This is a genomic window from Streptomyces sp. NPDC051133, from assembly GCF_040682635.1.
Taxonomy (GTDB): domain Bacteria; phylum Actinomycetota; class Actinomycetes; order Streptomycetales; family Streptomycetaceae; genus Streptomyces.
Map to the genome: position 1 here is coordinate 136850 of NZ_JBFBBK010000005.1, position 18396 is coordinate 155245.

The window sequence follows — 18396 nt, forward strand, 5'->3', positions numbered from 1 at the left end:
TGTGAGCCCCTTGGAGCCCCCATCCGTATATCGGGACCCGGCAGAGGCCGGTTCAGGGCGGCACATGGGGACTCAGGTACCGGCAAACCCCCATCGATGTCAGCGCTACCGGTAGACTGGAAGGCAATCCCGCCCCAACGTGGGGACCGCCCGGGAAAAGCTGAGCAACGCTGATCAAGGCTTACCAACGCAACATGCCGCAGCCGCTCCGGCAATCCGCCGACGAGCCCGGCTCGTGCTGTGCCAGAAAGGGCGCTTCGTGGCCGATTCCGGCAACCCCAACGAGAACATCCCGTCCACCGACGCCGGCGTGAACGGCGAGGCTGCTGCCTCCGCCTCGTACGACGCCAGCGCCATCACCGTGCTCGAAGGGCTGGACGCGGTCCGCAAGCGGCCCGGCATGTACATCGGCTCCACGGGCGAGCGCGGCCTGCACCACCTGGTGTACGAGGTCGTCGACAACTCGGTCGACGAGGCGCTGGCGGGCTACGCGGACACCATCGACGTGACGATCCTCGCCGACGGCGGGGTGCGTGTCGTCGACAACGGCCGTGGCATCCCGGTCGGCATCGTGCCCTCCGAGGGCAAGCCGGCCGTCGAGGTCGTGCTGACCGTGCTGCACGCGGGCGGCAAGTTCGGCGGCGGCGGTTACGCGGTCTCCGGCGGTCTGCACGGTGTCGGTGTGTCCGTCGTGAACGCCCTGTCGTCCAAGGTCTCCGTCGAGGTGAGGACCGACGGCTACCGCTGGACGCAGGACTACAAGATGGGCGTCCCGACGGCGCCGCTGGCCAAGCACGAGGCGACCGAGGAGACCGGCACGTCGGTCACCTTCTGGGCCGACCCGGACATCTTCGAGACCACCGAGTACTCCTTCGAGACGCTGTCGCGGCGTTTCCAGGAGATGGCGTTCCTCAACAAGGGTTTGACGATCAAACTCACCGACGAGCGCGAGTCGGCGAAGGCCACCGCCGGGGCGGACGAGGCGGGTGCGGACGAGAAGGACGAGGTCAAGACCGTCACGTACCACTACGAGGGCGGCATCGTCGACTTCGTGAAGTACCTCAACTCCCGCAAGGGAGAGGTGGTGCACCCCACCGTCATCGACCTCGAGGCCGAGGACAAGGACAAGAGCCTGTCCCTCGAGGTCGCCATGCAGTGGAACAGCGGCTACAGCGAGGGCGTGTACTCCTTCGCGAACATCATCCACACGCATGAGGGCGGTACACACGAGGAGGGCTTCCGCGCGGCCCTCACGAGCCTGATCAACAAGTACGCGCGCGACAAGAAGCTGCTGCGCGAGAAGGACGACAACCTCACCGGTGACGACATCCGTGAGGGTCTGACCGCGATCATCTCGGTCAAGCTGAGCGAGCCGCAGTTCGAGGGTCAGACGAAGACCAAGCTGGGCAACACGGAGGCCAAGACCTTCGTGCAGAAGGCGGTCTACGAGCACCTCAACGACTGGCTGGACCGCAACCCGGTCGAGGCGGCGGACATCATCCGCAAGGGCATCCAGGCGGCCACCGCGCGCGTGGCGGCCCGCAAGGCCCGCGACCTGACGCGCCGCAAGGGCCTGCTGGAGTCGGCCTCCCTGCCGGGCAAGCTGTCCGACTGCCAGTCGAACGACCCCACCAAGTGCGAGATCTTCATCGTCGAGGGTGACTCCGCCGGCGGCTCGGCCAAGTCCGGCCGCAACCCGCAGTACCAGGCGATCCTCCCGATCCGCGGCAAGATCCTCAACGTGGAGAAGGCCAGGATCGACAAGATCCTGCAGAACCAGGAGATCCAGGCGCTGATCTCGGCCTTCGGCACGGGCGTGCACGAGGACTTCGACATCGAGAAGCTCCGCTATCACAAGATCATCCTGATGGCGGACGCCGACGTCGACGGCCAGCACATCAGCACCCTGCTGCTGACCTTCCTGTTCCGCTTCATGCGGCCGCTGGTCGAGGCCGGGCACGTCTACCTCTCCCGCCCCCCGCTGTACAAGCTCAAGTGGGGCCGGGACGACATCGAGTACGCGTACTCGGACCGTGAGCGCGACGCCCTGATCGAGATGGGCCGCCAGCGCGGCAAGCGCGTCCGCGAGGACTCGATCCAGCGCTTCAAGGGTCTCGGCGAGATGAACGCCGAGGAGCTGCGCGTGACCACGATGGACCAGGAGCACCGGGTCCTCGGCCAGGTCACCCTCGACGACGCCGCCCAGGCCGACGACCTGTTCTCGGTCCTCATGGGCGAGGACGTCGAAGCCCGCCGCGCGTTCATCCAGCGCAACGCCAAGGACGTCCGCTTCCTCGACATCTGAGTCGGTCTCAGCTGACCGCACCAGGAAGGATCTTCACCAGCAATGGCCGACGAGAACACTCCAGAGACTCCTGAGACCGAGGGCGAACTCGCCATGCGCGTCGAGCCCGTCGGGCTCGAGACGGAGATGCAGCGCTCGTACCTGGACTACGCGATGTCCGTCATCGTGTCCCGTGCGCTGCCCGACGTCCGGGACGGCCTCAAGCCCGTCCACCGGCGGGTGCTGTACGCGATGTACGACGGCGGCTACCGCCCCGAGCGCGGCTTCTACAAGTGCGCCCGCGTGGTCGGCGACGTCATGGGCAACTACCACCCGCACGGCGACTCCTCGATCTACGACGCCCTGGTGCGCCTCGCCCAGCCGTGGTCGATGCGGATGCCGCTGGTGGACTCCAACGGCAACTTCGGCTCTCCCGGCAACGACCCGGCGGCCGCCATGCGGTACACCGAGTGCAAGATGGCGCCGCTGTCGATGGAGATGGTCCGCGACATCGACGAGGAGACCGTCGACTTCACGGACAACTACGACGGCCGCTCCCAGGAGCCGACCGTCCTGCCGGCCCGCTTCCCGAACCTGCTGATCAACGGCTCGGCCGGTATCGCGGTCGGCATGGCGACCAACATCCCGCCGCACAACCTGCGCGAGGTCGCGGCCGGCGCCCAGTGGTACCTGGAGAACCCCGAGGTCTCGCACGAGGAGCTGCTGGACGCGCTCATGGAGCGCATCAAGGGCCCCGACTTCCCGACCGGCGCGCTCGTCGTCGGCCGCAAGGGCATCGAGGAGGCGTACCGCACCGGCCGCGGCTCCATCACGATGCGCGCGGTGGTCGAGGTCGAGGAGATCCAGGGCCGGCAGTGCCTGGTGGTGACCGAGCTGCCGTACCAGGTGAACCCGGACAACCTGGCGCAGAAGATCGCCGACCTGGTGAAGGACGGCAAGATCGGCGGCATCGCGGACGTCCGCGACGAGACGTCGTCCCGTACGGGCCAGCGCCTGGTGATCGTCCTCAAGCGGGACGCGGTCGCCAAGGTCGTGCTGAACAACCTGTACAAGCACACCGACCTGCAGACGAACTTCGGCGCCAACATGCTGGCGCTGGTGGACGGCGTTCCGCGCACCCTCTCGCTGGACGCGTTCATCCGTCACTGGGTGACGCACCAGATCGAGGTCATCGTCCGCCGTACGCGCTTCCGGCTGCGCAAGGCCGAGGAGCGGGCGCACATCCTGCGTGGTCTGCTGAAGGCCCTGGACGCCATCGACGAGGTCATCGCGCTGATCCGGCGCAGCGAGACCGTCGAGATCGCGCGCAACGGCCTGATGGGCCTGCTGGAGATCGACGAGATCCAGGCGAACGCGATCCTCGAGATGCAGCTGCGCCGCCTGGCCGCCCTGGAGCGGCAGAAGATCGTCCAGGAGCACGACGAGCTCCAGGCGAAGATCAACGAGTACAACCAGATCCTGGCCTCCCCGGTGCGCCAGCGCGGGATCGTCAGCGAGGAGCTGGCCGCGATCGTCGAGAAGTACGGCGACGACCGCAAGACCAAGCTGATCCCGTACGAGGGCGACATGTCCATCGAGGACCTGATCGCCGAGGAGGACATCGTCGTCACCGTCTCGCGCGGCGGCTACGTCAAGCGGACCAAGACGGACGACTACCGGGCGCAGAAGCGCGGCGGCAAGGGCGTGCGCGGCACGAAGCTGAAGGAAGACGACATCGTCGACCACTTCTTCGTCTCCACCACGCACCACTGGCTGCTGTTCTTCACCAACAAGGGCCGGGTGTACCGGGCGAAGGCGTACGAGCTGCCCGAGGCCGGCCGGGACGCGCGCGGCCAGCACGTGGCGAACCTGCTGGCCTTCCAGCCGGACGAGGCGATCGCCGAGATCCTGGCGATCCGTGACTACGAGGCGACCCCGTACCTGGTGCTGGGCACCAAGTCCGGCCTGGTCAAGAAGACGCCTCTGAAGGATTACGATTCGCCGCGCTCCGGCGGTGTCATCGCGATCAACCTGCGCGCGCGGGAGGACGGTACGGACGACGAGCTGATCGGCGCCGAGCTGGTCTCGGCCGACGACGACCTGCTGCTGATCAGCAAGAAGGCACAGTCGATCCGGTTCACCGCCTCGGACGAGTCCCTGCGCCCGATGGGCCGCGCCACCTCCGGTGTGAAGGGGATGAGCTTCCGCGAGGGCGACGAGTTGCTCTCGATGAATGTGGTGCGACCCGGTACGTTCGTGTTCACTGCCACCGACGGTGGGTACGCGAAGCGGACCGCCGTCGACGAGTACCGTGTCCAGGGCCGCGGCGGCCTCGGCATCAAGGCCGCCAAGATCGTGGAGGACCGTGGTTCGCTCGTCGGCGCGCTGGTGGTCGAGGAGAACGACGAGATCCTCGCCATCACCCTCTCCGGCGGTGTGATTCGTACGCGAGTCAACGAGGTCAGGGAGACGGGCCGTGACACCATGGGCGTCCAACTGATCAACCTGGGCAAGCGCGATGCCGTGGTCGGTATCGCACGTAACGCCGAGGCGGGGCGCGAGGCGGAGGAGGTCGACGGCGAGCTGTCCGTCGACGAGGCCGCCGAGTCCGCCGCGACCACCGGCACGGACGAGGGTGAGGCGCCCTCGGCCGAGTAGGCACGAGGAGTGAGTCATCGTGAGCGGAGCCACGGGCGCCGGATCGGCCGGTACCCCCACGGGTACGGAAACGGACGGCGGCGGCCGTGGCTCCGCCGCGCGTGCGGGGAGTGCCAACGACCCGCACACGACCAACCTGAAGCCGGTCAAGGCGTCCGAGAAGGATTCCCCCGGCACGTCTGGACCCCAAGGGGGAACTGTGACGGACACCCGAGGCCAGGCCGCGTCCGGGGAGGCGCAGCAGGCGTCTCCGCTGCCCGGTGAGCGGCGTCCCGAGCAGCCCGCCGGGCCCTACCACCCGCCGCAGGCCTATCCCGCGCAGCCGCCCGCCGGCGCGGTACGCCGGCCGCGCACCGGCGTCCGGACGGCGCCGCGCACCCGCAAGGCGCGGCTGCGGGTGGCCAAGGCCGACCCGTGGTCGGTGATGAAGGTCAGCTTCCTGCTCTCCATCGCGCTCGGCATCTGCACGGTCGTCGCCTCGGCGGTGCTGTGGATGGTCATGGACGCGATGGGCGTGTTCTCGACGGTCGGCGGCACGATCTCGGAGGCGACCGGCTCGAACGAGGCGAACGGCTTCGACCTGCAGGCGTTCCTGTCGCTCCCCCACGTCCTGATGTTCTCGACGATCATCGCGGTCATCGACGTGGTCCTGGCCACGGCCCTCGCGACGCTCGGCGCGTTCATCTACAACCTCTCCGCGGGCTTCGTGGGCGGCATCGAGCTGACGCTGGCGGAGGACGAGTGAGGCCTGCCGGGCCCCTGACCTGACGGTCCCCGGACAACCGATTTTGGGACTGCCGTGGTCGTGCGCTAATCTTCAGGAGTCAGCGCGCGGGACACACACCGCAGAGCGCGGCGGGGCTATAGCTCAGTTGGTTAGAGCGCATCCCTGATAAGGATGAGGCCACAGGTTCAAATCCTGTTAGCCCCACCAGCGAAGAGACCCCCAGTCAATACCGGCTGGGGGTCTTTGACATCCAGCTCGGCGAGCATGCCGAAAATCATTGTCGGACTGTCGTCACGCGGTGGTAGAGAGTCCCTGTGACGACGACATCTGGCGGAGCACATCGGCGAGGGGCGCCGCGCCTGGGCCGCCACCGTCGCCGCAGGGCCTGCTCCGGCCAAGTCCGTACCGGAGGACGCCCCGGGTGCGCCTCGGGAGCGCGAGGCCGTGCCGGCCTGGTTGGCCGCGTCGACGCAGGAGTTGGTGGACGCACTGCGGGAGGCCGGCCCGGATCGCGGTTGCTGGACGTGGTGGGGTGCGTCCCAGTCGCCGCAGACCTGTGGCGCCGTCGCCCGGCACCAGCTCCAGCAGATCGCGGTGCACACCTACGACGCCCAGGTCACTGTGGGTGCGCCGGAACCGCTGCCGGGCGAGGTGGCACTCGACGGTGTCGAGGAGTTCCTGTTCACCTGCGTCGCCACGACGAGTGCCTGGCCGCACAAGCCCACTGCCTTCGACTTCCACGCCACCGAGGGCCACTCCTGGCGCCTCACGGTCGACGGCGACGGCGCACGCACCACCCGTATCCCCGCGCCCGGCACGACGCCGGTCGCCGCTGCCGACGAGGGCCCGGACGCGGCCGGCGTCTCCGTTCGCGGCACGGCCAGTGAGCTGGTTCTCTTCGTGTACGACCGTATCCCGGCGGACTCCCTGCAGATCGAGGGAGACGCAGGTCTGTTCGACCTGCTCCGCGCGTGGGAGCCGGAGGAGTAGGGGTCTTCGCCACTCGCTGTGCCCGACTGGTGGCCTTGGAACGGGGCGGGGCGGGGCGGGACGGGGTGTCCCTCAGGGCATGAGAAAAGACCCGACCGCTGGCGACGGGGGATGCACCAGCGATCGGGCCATGGCCAAGGGTAACAAGGTTGGGCGCCCAGCGGGGCCAAGTCGGCCGGGATCACGCCAGGTTGGCCGATCAGTGATCACAGGGAGGGTCGTAGGAGAGGCGGGGCAGGTACTCGTGCCACGTCTGCGGGGTCACCACGCCCCCGGTCACCGAGCAGATGTGCGCGATCGCCGCGTCGGCGTCCAGGTTCCACAGCCGGACCGTGTCGGTGCCGCTGGAGACGCCGAGGACGTTGCTCCCGGAGCTGAACGACAGGAACGTGCCCGACCTGGCGTTGGGGCTCATCGACTGGCCGATGGGGTTCGCCGAGGCGGGGTTCCCGACGTTCCACAGCCGGATCGTGTTGTCGCTGCCGCCGCTGGCCAGAACATGGCCGTCCGGGCTGAAAGTCAGCAACTTGACCGCCTCGGTGTGGCCGGTGAGCGGCGCACCCAGCGCGGTCGCCGAGGCGGGGCGGCCGACGTTCCACAGCCGGACCGTGTCGTCGTCGCTGCCGCTGGCCAGAACTCGCCCGTCCGGGCTGAAGGCGAGCGTGTTGACCGCACCGGAGTGCTTCGTGAGCCGGCCGAGTCCGGCCGCGTGGGCCGGGTCGGTGACGTTCCAGAGCCGGACGGTGCTGTCCGCACTGCCGCTGGCCAGGGTGTGCCCGTCGGGACTGAACGCGAGGGCGTTGACGTAGCCCCGGTGGCCGGTGAGCGGGCTGCCGACCCGGACGGGGTGCGCCGGGTCGGCGACGTTCCACAGTTGCACGGTGTCGTCGTCGTAGGCGGTGGCCAGGGTGCGGCCGTCCGGGCTGAAGGCGAGCGCGGGCCCGGCGAAGCGCGTCCGCAGGTGGATGGGCTTGCCGGTGACCGGGTGGGACGGATCGCCGATGTTCCACAGGTACACCGAGTGGTTGTTGGTGAGGACGGCGAGGGTGCGGCCGTCGGGGGAGAACACCAGAGGTGCACGGTGTCCGCCGTCGGCCTGCATGAACGGTTTGCCCAGTGGCACGGGCCGCCCGGTACGCGTCACACGCCACAGCCGGAGCCTGCCGTCCCGCGCCCCCGTGACCAGCACCCGTCCGTCCGGCCGGAACGCGCCGGTGCGGCCGACGATGTCCGACGTCGGCAGCGACCACAGGCGCACCTTGCTGTCACCGCTGCCGGTGGCCAGGGTCCGTCCGTCGGGGCTGAACGCCAGGGCGTACATCTCCCCGCTGCTCCCCGCGAGCGGCGCCCCGACCTGGGAGGGGGCCGTCGGATCGGCCACGTTCCACAGGGTGGCCGTGCTGTCCGCGCTCGCGGCGGCGAGCCGGCCGCCGTCCGGGCTGAAGGCCACCGACCAGATCGGGCCGGTGTTCCCGGTCAGCGGTGCGCCCAGCGGGGCGGGACGGGTGGGGTCGGTGACGTTCCACAGGCGGATCGTGTCGTCCGCGCTGCCGGAGGCGAGGGTGTGCCCGTCGGGACTGAAGGCCACCGAGTGCACGAGGTCCGTGTGGCCCTTCAGCGCCGTGGGGTACGGCTTCGCGTGCCGCGGGTCGGCCGTGTTCCACAGCCGGACCGTGTCGTCGTCACCGCCCGCCGCGAGGGTGCGGCCGTCGGGGCTGAACGCCACGCTGCGCACCGCGGCGGTGGGGCCGGTCAGCACCTGGAGCTGTTCGGCCCGGCCCGGGTCGCGCACGTTCCACAGCCGTACCGTGTGGTCCTCGCTCGCCGAGGCCAGCGTGTGTCCGTCCGGGCTGAAGGCGATCAGGTAGATCGTGCCCCGGTGACCGGTGAGCGGCTTGCCCAGCAAAGACGGGTGGGCGGGGTCCCGCACGTCCCAGAGCCGGATCGTGCCGTCGTCGCCGGCGCTCGCCAGGGTGTGCCCGTCGGGGCTGAAGACCGCGCTGCTCACCCAGCTGGTGTGCCCGGTCAGCGGCCTGCCCAGCGGCTTCGGCCGGTGCGGGTCGGACACGTCCCACAGCCGGACGGTCCGGTCGTAGCTGGCCGTGGCCAGGGTCTTGCCGTCCGGGCTGTAGGAGGTGAGGTAGACGGCACCGGTGTGCCCGGTCAGCGAGGTGGCCAGCGGCGCGTTCACGATCGAGAGCAGCCTGCTGTACGTTCCCTCGTCGTGCGGGCGCAGACGGTGGGCGACCAGATCGAGCTGGGCGGCCAGCGACGGATCCGAGCGCTGCACCCGGTCGGCCTCGGCGAGGACCTGCTCGAACACGGCGTCGTCCCGCTGCTGCCGGGCGATCAGCGCCGAACCGCCCGCGACCAGGGCCAGCACCACCAGTGCCGCGACCGCGGCCCGGCTGATCCACACCGAGCGCTTGCGCAGCCGCACCGAGGCGGCCAGGAACTCCACCGCGCTCCGCGTCAGATACGTGTCCCCGGCCGACTTCGCCCAGGTGCGGGCCTGTTCGAGCCGCGACCCCCGGTACAGCAGCGAGCTGTCGCGTTCCGAGTCCTCCCAGGCCCGGCCGTCCTCCTCCAGCCGCTGGCGCAGCAGTTGGTCGCCCCGGTCGTCGTCGATCCAGTGCCGCAGCCGCGGCCAGGCGTGCAGCAGCGCCTCGTGGGTGATCTCCACGGTGTCCGCGTCCAGCGTCACCAGCCGCGCCTGTACGAGGGCCTCCAGCGACTCCTCCGTCTTGCCCGGGTCCGCCGACTCCGCCGCCAGCTGGCGGCGGGTGCCCCGCCGCCGGGTGGCCTGGGTGTCCTCACCCAGCCGGACCAGCCGCAGCAGGAGCAGCCGGGCCGCCGTACGGGCCGCGGGGTCCAGCCCCGACCAGGCACGCTCGGCGGTCGCCGCGACGGCCCCCTGGATCCCGCCCGCCGCGCGGTAACCGGCCAGCGTCAGCCGGCCGGCCTTTCGGCGCTGCCAGGTGGCGAGCAGGGCGTGTGACAGCAGGGGCAGCACGCCCGCGTGGTGCGCCCCGCGCGGGCCGTCGGCGCTCACCTCGCGGACGATCAGCTCGGCCAGCCCCGGCTCCAGTTCCAGTCCCACCGCCTTCGCCGGTCCGGTCACCGCCTCGCGCAGCTCCGCGCTGGTCAGCGGGCCGAGCACCATGTGCCGGTACTGCAGCGCGTCGGCCAGTTCGGGGTAGCCGAGGCACTGCTCGTAGAAGTCGGCGCGGATGCCGAGGACCACGCGGACGGGGGCGGGGTCGTCGGTGCCGGGAGGCGGGGTGCACGCGGCGTGCAGCAGCTGGATGAAGGTGCGCCGGTCCGCCTCGTCGGGGCAGAGGGTGAACGCCTCCTCGAACTGGTCCACGATGACCACCGGCCGGGTTCCCGGGCCGGTCTCCCGGTGCGCCCACCGCGACACGGCCGTGCGGGCGGCGCGGGCGAGGTGCGGGGCGTCGGAGCCCGGTGCCGCCGGATTCTCCGTCGCCGCCTGCTCGGCCACGCGCGCGTCGGCGGCGACGGGGGCGAGGTCGGGGATGCGGCGGACCAGTTCGCCGAGGGGGTCGGCACCCGGGACGAGGTGCAGGACGGAATCGTCACCGCCGTCGGGGGGCGGGGCGCCGCCGGGGTCGGCCGGGGCGCCGGGGTGCGGGCGGGAGCCGTCGGCGGCTGCCCCGGGGCGCGTGTGCGATACATCGATCGCCGTGCCGGGGTGCGTGTGCGGTGCGTCGGTCTTCGTGCCAGGGCGCGTGTAGGATGCATCGATCGTGGTGCCGCGCCGCGTGGGCGGTGCGTCGAGCAGAGCGCCGTCCCGCACCGCGGGTACCAGACCCGCGTTCAGCAGGGACGACTTCCCCGCTCCCGACGCGCCCACCAGCATCACCAGGCCACCGGACACCTCGGCGGCGCGGAGCTGGGCGACGAGGGCGTCCGTGCTGCGCTCCCGGCCGAAGAACCAGCGGGCGTCCTCCTGCCGGTACGGGGCCAGCCCCCGGTAGGGGCAGACGCCTCCGGCGACGGGCGGCGCCTGGGCGGGCGGCCGACGGTTCTCCTCGGCGGGCGGCGCGGGCCGGTCGCCGACCGGGTCGGCCAGCGCCCGCTCCCACAGCCGCTGCCACTGGGCCATGTCGTACAGGCCGGTGGACACCGGTGCGGGCCGCTGGCGGCGCGCCTCCGGGATCAGGATCTGCAGGACCGCCGCGAGGGCGGTGAATTGCGCCGGCACGTTCTTCGCCCGGCGCCAGTCGCTGATGCGCTGCGCGGACACCCGCACCGGCCGCCCGCGCTCGTCGACCCGCTGCAGCCGTACGACCGCCTCGGAGACGCTCTTCAGGGGAGGGTTTCCGGCCTCCTTGTACAGCAGCGCCAGGCGCTCGGCGAAAGCCGTGCGTGTCCCTGAGTCGGAACTCAAGGTCCCACCCCTCTACGTTCCCCCCGCTTGTGGACGTCCGGACCGGAAAACTCACCTTATATGGCTGACCTGCGGTTAAGGCCAGGACCGGAGACCGGAACCTCCTCGACGAGGGCGACAGATGGCAGGATCCCGACCCGGTAGCGCATCCGTCACGCACCGTCCGGACAGGCCACCGGGTGGGTGCCCCGATCGGCAGCCCGCCGCACCAAAGGTTCTCGGCCAACTTCCGCCACCGGCGGAAAGCGGCCACCACACCGACGCGTGAGCCCGTACGCGCCACCCGGCGACCGGCTCCCGACTTCGGCCCGCGCCAGTACGCCGACGTGGCACGGGTCGACACCGCTGCACCGTCCGGCACCGGTCCCCACGAGGGGAGGGACCGGTGCCGGACGGGCAGGGGACACGAATGTCACCGGGGTTCCCGGAAACCACTCCTGAAGACGGCCCGGCCCTCAGCGAGCAGCCGGGTCCGTGTCCAGCCAGCCCGCCGCCTTCGCCGCGGCGACGGCGTCCTGCTCGGCCTGCCCGGCGCGGGCGTTGAGGGCCGCGTCCCGTCCCTGCGCACCGCCTGCCGCGGCGGCCGCGGCGGCCTGGGACGCCGTCAGGGCCGCGCGCAGAGCGGCGGCCGACGTCACCGAGCCGTCCCGCGCGGCGGCCACCTGGGCGGCCAGGGCGGCGGTGGCGGCGGCGTTGCGGGCGCAGCGGGCGTCCGCGGCGGGATCAGGCGCCGACGCGTCCAGGGCGGCGAGCGACGAGGCCGACAGCCGCAGCGCGTTGGCGGCCCTGCCGGCCGGGTCCTTCGGCACGACCTCGGCCGCGTCCTTGCCGACACCGGCACTCCGGCACGCGGCGACGGCACGCGCGTGGGCGCTGTGGGCGCGGCCGCCGTGAAGCCGGCGCAACGCCTCCGCCTGCCCGGCGGTCCCGGCCGCCGTCTCCTGCTGTCCGCTCATCCTCGGCCTCCCTGCTCGGGGTGCGGGCAGGGTGCCACGTCGACCGTGAAGAGAACAGACGGAGGACGGACGTGAGGAGGACGGACGGGAAGAGGGAGGAGGGCGGACGTGAAGAGGGAGGAAGGCGGACGTGAAGAGGACAGGAGAGTGCGGGAGCGGACGGGAAGGAGGGGGCCGGGGACGCCTGGAAATCTGACGACTCGTCAGCTACGGTCGGGCTCGTCGGCCGTCCCCGAAGGGGCACGAGGCTGCCCCGATGGCCTTCGGGGCTGTCCTGAGGAGGTTTCGAGAGGGATGAGTGCCCTGCAGGAACGCCCCCCGTGCCCACGACCGCCCGGGGCCCCCCGCTGGGTCGCGCTGTTCCACCGGCCCGCCGGCGCCGGCTCCTGGACGGTGGGCGCACAGTCCCCGTACCGGGCGCCCGTGCTGTATGCCGTCGGGATCATGACCCGGACGCTGCGGGCGCGGGGAGACGAGGTGACGGTCGCCCTGTGGGGCCCCAAGGACGGTGCCTGGCACCTCTTCGACACCCCGGCCGCCGCCGAGGACCCCGCGCCCGCCACCCCGTCCGGACAGCCCGCGCCCGGCCCGGCGGAACCCGCCGGGCTCACCGAGCGCATGACGGGCCGCAGGCACCAGGTGCTCCTGGCCGGCCTGAGCAAGGCGGGTCTGTACGACCTCGGCCCCGAGGACGACGAGGCGGTGCGGGCCCTGGCCGACCGCCTGGACGAGCCCACGGTCCGCCGGGTCGCCCACTGGCTCTCGGTGGCGGGCAGGTAGAAGGGCGGTAGAAGAGGGCGCGTAGAAGAGGGCGCGTAGAAGAGGGCGCGTCCTTCCGGGCCCACGTGTGCCGCCCGGCCGGTGCCCCGGCCCGCCCACGTGCGGTGCAGCGGGCGGGCCGCCGCCGAGGACCAGCCGCGGCTCACCGCGTTCGGCGCCGGCAGCGGACCCGTGCCCTCGGCGCGCGCCGGCGCGATCGTCCGGGCGGATCCGGGCCGCCCGGGCGCCCCTGCCGGAAGGACACGCGCGTGTCGTCCGGGGGGACGCGGGGGCGGACCTCGGCCGTGCCGCCGTCCTCCTGGGCCGGCCGGTCCCGCTGGGTCAGGCGTCGCCGGTCTTCGTCCCGGCCCTGGAAGCCGCTCAAACGCGCGAGACCCCCGGCCGAACCCGGCCGGGGGTCTTTCCGTATCGACTCGTGCGTACGCAAGTCGCCGTGAGTGTCGAGACGTTGCGGTACAGCGGGCGGGGCGGGGACTCAGCAGTCGAGTCTGGCCGACGAGGGGTCTTCCGGGGTGGTCTCGCCCTCGGTGTCGGTGAGGGGCCGGTGCCGGCAGCTGGGGGACTTTCCGTGGGCCTCGGCCCCGATCCGCTGTTTCATCGTGGGGGGCAGGGCCTTGGTGCGGGGCCAGGACCAGTGTCGTGGTGCCGGGATCGTCGGGGCCGTGCGCTGCGGGGTGCCGGTGCTGGGGGTCTCGGTCCGGGGCGCGGCCGACGCGGCGGTCGCGGTGGTGGTGGCGAATCCGAGCGCGGTGCACAGCGCGATGAAGGCGGTGACGATGGCGGTCCACAACTTCATGACCTTGTTCCGGTTCATGGCCCCTCACTTTCAGGTCGGGCGATTTGCGTACTTTCCTCATGATGTGTACGTGGGCCGCGAAGTGGTGGACCGAAGCCCGTGGCGCGTCGATGTTCCGATGAACACCACTCGGATGGCCGTAAGAGGGTCGGAAAACCCGCAAATCGCGCCGAGTGCGAGCGAAAGGGGAGCAAAATCACCGTCCGTGGAGGTGTGATCACCCTCCGATCCGAACGGCCCGGGACCTGGCCTATTGGGCTCCCGGGGGCCCGAGTTGAGCCCCGACGCAGGTCACCGATCGATATCGGTCGGTGTGTATAGTCGGGCGCCAGAGGTCCCCTACGTCAAGGAAAGACGAGGTCGCGCGGTGAAGAAGCTGCTCCTGGTCGCACTGGCCGCCATCGGCGGGCTCCTCGTGTACCGCCAGATCCAGGCGGATCGCGCCGAGCAGGACCTGTGGACGGAGGCGACTGACTCCGTGCCCACGGGTTCGTGAGTGCCGACACCAGAATCTGAACGAGACCCCGGCCGCCGTCGCGGCCGGGGTCTCGTCTTTTCCCGCTGCTCCCGCAGCGTGCTCCTTCACGGTGGGCTTCGCCGTGTTGCGGGGTGGTGCGGGTTGAGGTAGGCGTTCTCCGACGCCGCCCGCATCGCGCCGGAAGTTGCCGGGCGTTTCGGACGGCCGTACGCATTGCCCGGATGGCGCAGGCCCGCTCGGGGCAGGATGGGCCACGATCCGGCGGGGGCGCCGGTGTGTTCCACCGGATCCGGCTCGGTCCGGTGGGTGTTCCGGCCCGGTGCGGCGGGTTCCGGTGGCGACGACAGGGGGTGGCGCGTGCGGGGGCGAGGGCGTACGGCGAGGGCCGCGGTGAAGGTCGCGGTGAAGGCCGGCGCCGTGCTGTGGGCACTGTGCGCGACCGCCGTCCTGACGACGGGGACCGGCACCGCGACCGCCGTCCTGACGGCCGGGACCGGCACCGCGACCGCCGCCGATGCCGGTCCGGAGCCCTACGCCTTCACCCCCGGCGCCCGTCCCGTCGACGGCACGGAAGGCACCGCGGACGCCGCACGGCTGACCCCCGGCCGCACCTACCGCAGCTCCCTGCCGAGGAACGGCAAGGTCTACTACCGCCTCCACCTCACCGCCGGCGCCACCGCGTACGTCCCCGTCACCGCCGTACCCCCGCCGGACACCACGGTCTCCGCCACCGACGGAATCCGCGTGTCGCTCCGGGACACGCACGGTGCCGCCTGCTCCTACGACTCCGCACGCTTCGGCCCCGCGCTCAGCCCCCGACCGGTCACGGCCCTGGCCCAGCGCGACGCCGGCAAGACCCTCTGCCGGGGCGCGGGCACCTACTACCTCCTGGTCGAGCGCCTCGACGCCGAGGGATCCGGCGCCGCGGCATCGACGCGGCCCTGGGACCTGGAGATCGCGCCCGTCACCGAACCCGGCCTGGCGCGGACCGGACCCACCACGGCACCGCGGACCTGGAACTCCGCCACCCCCGAGCCGGCCACCGGCGAGCCCCGGAACCGGTCGGGCGGCACCGGCTTCGCCTCGGCACGCCCGCTCGGCCCGGGGGTCTGGCGGACGGACCTGGTGCCCGGCCGCACCCAGTTCTACAAGGTGCCGCTCGACTGGGGCCGGCACCTGGAGGCCTCCGTCGACCTGGGCAGCGCGTCCGGACACGGCTACGTCGGCGGCGCCCTCGACCTCTCCCTGTACAACCCCGTCCGCGGCACCGTCGACGACGCCTCCCTCGGCTACACCGGCCTGCGGAAGTCCGTCGCCCTCACCCCGCTCCCACCGGTGGAGTACGCCAACCGCTACGCCGTCCCCACCGGGGTGACCTCCGTACGCTTCGCCGGCGACTACTACCTGGTCGTGCACCTCAGCGAGCGGATGGCCGGCACGTTCGGGCGGGGGCCCTTCGCCGTGACACTGCGGGTCCGAGTGGACGGACAGGCGCACACGGGCCCGGGCTACGCCGGGAACCCCCTGCCGGCAGACGTCTTCACGGTCACCCGGCACGACCGGGAGACGGCGCTCACCACAGGCGCCGGCGGCCCTGACACCCGGGTGATGAAGCTGGTCGCCGTCGGCGGGATCGGCCTCGGGACCGCGCTGCTGCTGGTGCTCGGCGGATGGACGCTGGCGGCCCGCCGGGCTCAGACCCGGGCCAGCGCCCAGAAACCCACGGCGTAGCAGGCCAGCGCCAGCAGCAGGATGGGGATCGCGGCCTTGGCCGGGGGCCATGCCCGGCGCTTCGCCCGCCGCGCCCGCCGCCCGTGCGCGGACGGTCCGGAAATCCGCGGGACCGGGGTCGGGACCTGCGTGTCGCGCGCGGTGTACGAAGCGGTGGAGGGATCGACGGGATCCGCGCGACCGAGGCGATGGACGGGATCCACGCGACCGAGATGATCGACGGCATCAACGCGACCGAGGCGATCGACGCCGTGGTCCGGCACGGCGGGCGGGAGGGGACCGGCGCCCCACGGTGCGGGCGGTTGCGGGGAGGCGTAGGACTCGTGGGGGGAGAGCCTCGGGGGATGCGAGGGGGACGAGGGGGACGAGGGCGCCGAGAACGACGGTGGCGTGAGCGGTGAGGAGAACGGGTCCGGGACCGCCGGTGGGGAGGCGTCCGCGCCCCGGTACGGGCGCCGGGGCGCGGTACTCGGAGTGCCCTCGGGAGCCTGCCCGGGAAGGTGTCCGCGCTGCTCCTCCGCGCGTCCGGGCGCCGGGCGCGGGTACGGCCCGGAGTCCGGAGCCGCCTGCGGCGGCGGGAGACGGAAGCTGCCCGTGTCCGAGAGGGAGCCGGTGTCCGACGCGGAGGAGGCATCCGCACCCCTGGTACCGCCCTCCGTCACGCCGTCACCGGCACCCGCCCGCACGTGCCCCGTGCCCGAGGACGCGGCAGCCCCCTCCCGTACGTCACGGGCCACCCCCGAGGCCCGCTTGAAAGGACCGTCGGACCCGAACCCGGGCGGCAGCGGCCCGAGTTGGTCGAATATCTCGATCAACTCGTCGTCGGGGCCGGGCTCCGGAAGGAGCTCCGCGGCAGAGGCGAGCGCCTTGCGCGCCCCGGTCGCGGTGCGGAACCGCGCCGCCGGATCGGGCTGGAGCAGGGCCGCGACGACCTCCCACAACGGCTCGGGCATCCCCTTGGGCGCACCCGGCGTGCCGTGCTCCAGGAAGTGCTGCACGAGCGCCTTCGCGTCGGGCTTGGCGCCTTCGAGGAGATACAGGGCCACCAGACCCACGGCGAACAGGTCGGCGGGGAAGTCGGGTTCGGACCCCAGCAGCTGCTCGGGGGCGAGATAACCGGGCGTCCCCACCACGAGGTTGGTCTCCGTCAGACGTGGCTCGCCGAGCCGCATGGCGATGCCGAAGTCGGACAGCCGCAGCCGTGGCCGGCCGGTGCCGGTGGCCTCGAGAAGCACGTTGGCGGGCTTGATGTCCCGGTGCACGACGCCCTCGGCGTGCACGGCGGCCAGCCCGGACAGAAGCTGGTCGAGCAGGGTGCACACGAACGCCGGCGGCAGCGGGCCGTAGTCATTGACGAGATGGACCAGCGAGCCACCGCCGACCAGCTCCATGGTGAACAGCACCTGTTCGTCGTCGGCGGCCCAGCTGGCCGGTGCGAGCACATGGGGGTGGTCGATCCGCAGGGCCTGCTCCCGCACGAAGCGCAACAGGGAGTGCGCATCGCGCTGCTGGAGCACCTTCGCGGCCACGTAGCGTCGCCGGCGATGGTCCCAGGCACGCCACACGGCGCCCACACCACCGCGTCCGATCGGGTCGGCCAGCTCGTACCGGCCGGCGAAGACCTCACCCATGACAGCCCGTCGCTCCTCCCCCTAGCCCCCGTGATCCCCCTGTCCCCCCTGTCACGCTCCCCCTAACGTCCCCCGTTGCCCCGGGCCCGGCCCCCGAACCCCCTTCGGTGAACCGGGCCGTGGGATCAGTTCTGGTGGGACTGGTAGTGCGCGACCGCGTCAGAGGTGCGGCCGGCGCCGTACACCCGGAGGAACTCGGCCAGTTCGGGATGGGTCGGGGCCAGGCTCTCCGCGGCGTCGATGATGTCGCCCGCGGCGGCCACCGAGCGCAGCAGGGACTGGATCTCACGGACCACCCGCTTGACCGTGGGCGCCCCCGAGCCGCTCGTGGTCTGGGTGCTGTTGCTGAGCACGGATCCCCCCTGCGACTTCTTGATCTCGTCCATCCGCTCGGTCGCCTCGGCGGCGCTGACACTGCCGTCCGCGACCTGCGCCGCCAGCTCCTGCAGCAACTGCACCCGCTGCACCACAGCAGGATTGCCGATCTTCGCGCGCTGGCCGCTCATCAACTGCGAGAGCATCGGCGCTGACAGCCCCAGCGCCGCCGCGAGACGGGCCTGGTTGAGCCCGAGGTCGTCGATCAGCTTACGGAAGAGCGCCCCCAACGGCTCCCCGTACCAGTTCCGCTGCAGCTCCCGCGCTCTCGCGGTGGCTTCCTGCTGTGCGGCGTCCATTGCGTCTCCCCATCGCTTCCCCTGAAATACCGCGGTTCGCTGTAGCGAACCACGTCGAGCATCTTACGGAGAGTGGTCATCCGCGGGGACCCCCAATCTTTTTGCGGGATACGGGGGGTGACCCGGTACTCTGGTCTGCGACGCCCGCCGGAGCATGATTCGTCCGGCCGGTCGCACCTTCCCGGGGCCTTAGCTCAGTTGGTAGAGCGCCGTCTTTGCATGGCGGATGTCAGGGGTTCGACTCCCCTAGGCTCCACCCCGTCAGAGCCCCTCCGACCTG

At 71.8% G+C, this 18396-nt stretch carries 11 protein-coding genes, 2 tRNA genes and 1 pseudogene; 9 read left to right on the top strand and 5 right to left on the bottom strand.

What is annotated here, in order from left to right:
• The first annotated feature begins 235 nt into the window (after window positions 1-235).
• The 5 genes and pseudogenes from gyrB to AB0N17_RS08250 form a co-directional block, all read left to right on the top strand.
• Window positions 236-2305 (top strand): DNA topoisomerase (ATP-hydrolyzing) subunit B, encoded by a 2070-nt coding sequence (gyrB, locus tag AB0N17_RS08230; protein WP_366010342.1) that lies wholly within the window; start codon window positions 236-238, stop codon window positions 2303-2305.
• Between the two features lie 42 nt (window positions 2306-2347).
• Window positions 2348-4942, top strand: coding sequence for a DNA gyrase subunit A (gyrA, locus tag AB0N17_RS08235; protein ID WP_366010343.1), 2595 nt, complete (start codon window positions 2348-2350; stop codon window positions 4940-4942).
• Window positions 4943-4961: 19 nt separating this feature from the next.
• On the top strand, window positions 4962-5687 hold the full coding sequence (locus AB0N17_RS08240) for a DUF3566 domain-containing protein (protein WP_366010345.1): 726 nt from the start codon (window positions 4962-4964) through the stop codon (window positions 5685-5687).
• 112 nt (window positions 5688-5799) lie between these two features.
• Window positions 5800-5876 (top strand) — tRNA-Ile (locus AB0N17_RS08245).
• 120 nt (window positions 5877-5996) lie between these two features.
• A pseudogene (locus AB0N17_RS08250) lies at window positions 5997-6659 on the top strand (maleylpyruvate isomerase N-terminal domain-containing protein); the annotation flags it as partial.
• Window positions 6660-6858: 199 nt separating this feature from the next.
• Here the strand turns inward: AB0N17_RS08250 and AB0N17_RS08255 are convergent.
• Complete coding sequence (locus AB0N17_RS08255) at window positions 6859-11070, bottom strand: hypothetical protein (protein ID WP_366010346.1); 4212 nt, start codon at window positions 11068-11070, stop codon at window positions 6859-6861.
• A 455-nt stretch (window positions 11071-11525) separates the two neighbouring features.
• The gene (locus tag AB0N17_RS08260; RefSeq protein WP_366010347.1) at window positions 11526-12026 is read right to left on the bottom strand and encodes a hypothetical protein; all 501 of its coding nucleotides are present in this window, start codon (window positions 12024-12026) and stop codon (window positions 11526-11528) included.
• A gap of 294 nt (window positions 12027-12320) precedes the next feature.
• Between AB0N17_RS08260 and AB0N17_RS08265 the strand changes: the two genes are divergently transcribed.
• Window positions 12321-12806: a hypothetical protein gene (locus AB0N17_RS08265; RefSeq protein WP_366010348.1), complete on the top strand. Its 486-nt coding sequence runs from the start codon at window positions 12321-12323 to the stop codon at window positions 12804-12806.
• Between the two features lie 475 nt (window positions 12807-13281).
• Here the strand turns inward: AB0N17_RS08265 and AB0N17_RS08270 are convergent, their stop codons facing one another.
• On the bottom strand, window positions 13282-13620 hold the full coding sequence (locus AB0N17_RS08270; protein ID WP_366010349.1) for a DUF6344 domain-containing protein: 339 nt from the start codon (window positions 13618-13620) through the stop codon (window positions 13282-13284).
• Between the two features lie 349 nt (window positions 13621-13969).
• Between AB0N17_RS08270 and AB0N17_RS08275 the strand changes: the two genes are divergently transcribed.
• Both AB0N17_RS08275 and AB0N17_RS08280 read left to right on the top strand, forming a co-directional pair.
• Window positions 13970-14098, top strand: coding sequence for a DLW-39 family protein (locus tag AB0N17_RS08275; protein WP_003999697.1), 129 nt, complete (start codon window positions 13970-13972; stop codon window positions 14096-14098).
• Window positions 14099-14437: 339 nt separating this feature from the next.
• Window positions 14438-15811, top strand: a complete 1374-nt coding sequence (locus AB0N17_RS08280; protein WP_366010350.1) for a hypothetical protein — start codon at window positions 14438-14440, stop codon at window positions 15809-15811.
• On the opposite strand, the gene AB0N17_RS08285 is transcribed toward AB0N17_RS08280, so the two are convergent.
• Both AB0N17_RS08285 and AB0N17_RS08290 read right to left on the bottom strand, forming a co-directional pair.
• The gene (locus tag AB0N17_RS08285) at window positions 15775-17442 is read right to left on the bottom strand and encodes a protein kinase (RefSeq protein WP_366010351.1); all 1668 of its coding nucleotides are present in this window, start codon (window positions 17440-17442) and stop codon (window positions 15775-15777) included. The genes AB0N17_RS08280 and AB0N17_RS08285 overlap by 37 nt on opposite strands.
• A 125-nt stretch (window positions 17443-17567) precedes the next feature.
• A complete protein-coding gene (locus tag AB0N17_RS08290; RefSeq protein ID WP_366010352.1) occupies window positions 17568-18116 on the bottom strand; it encodes a helix-turn-helix transcriptional regulator in 549 nt (182 codons plus the stop codon).
• 183 nt (window positions 18117-18299) lie between these two features.
• Between AB0N17_RS08290 and AB0N17_RS08295 the strand changes: the two genes are divergently transcribed.
• Window positions 18300-18372: transfer RNA gene (locus AB0N17_RS08295), tRNA-Ala, on the top strand.
• Window positions 18373-18396 lie beyond the last annotated feature (24 nt).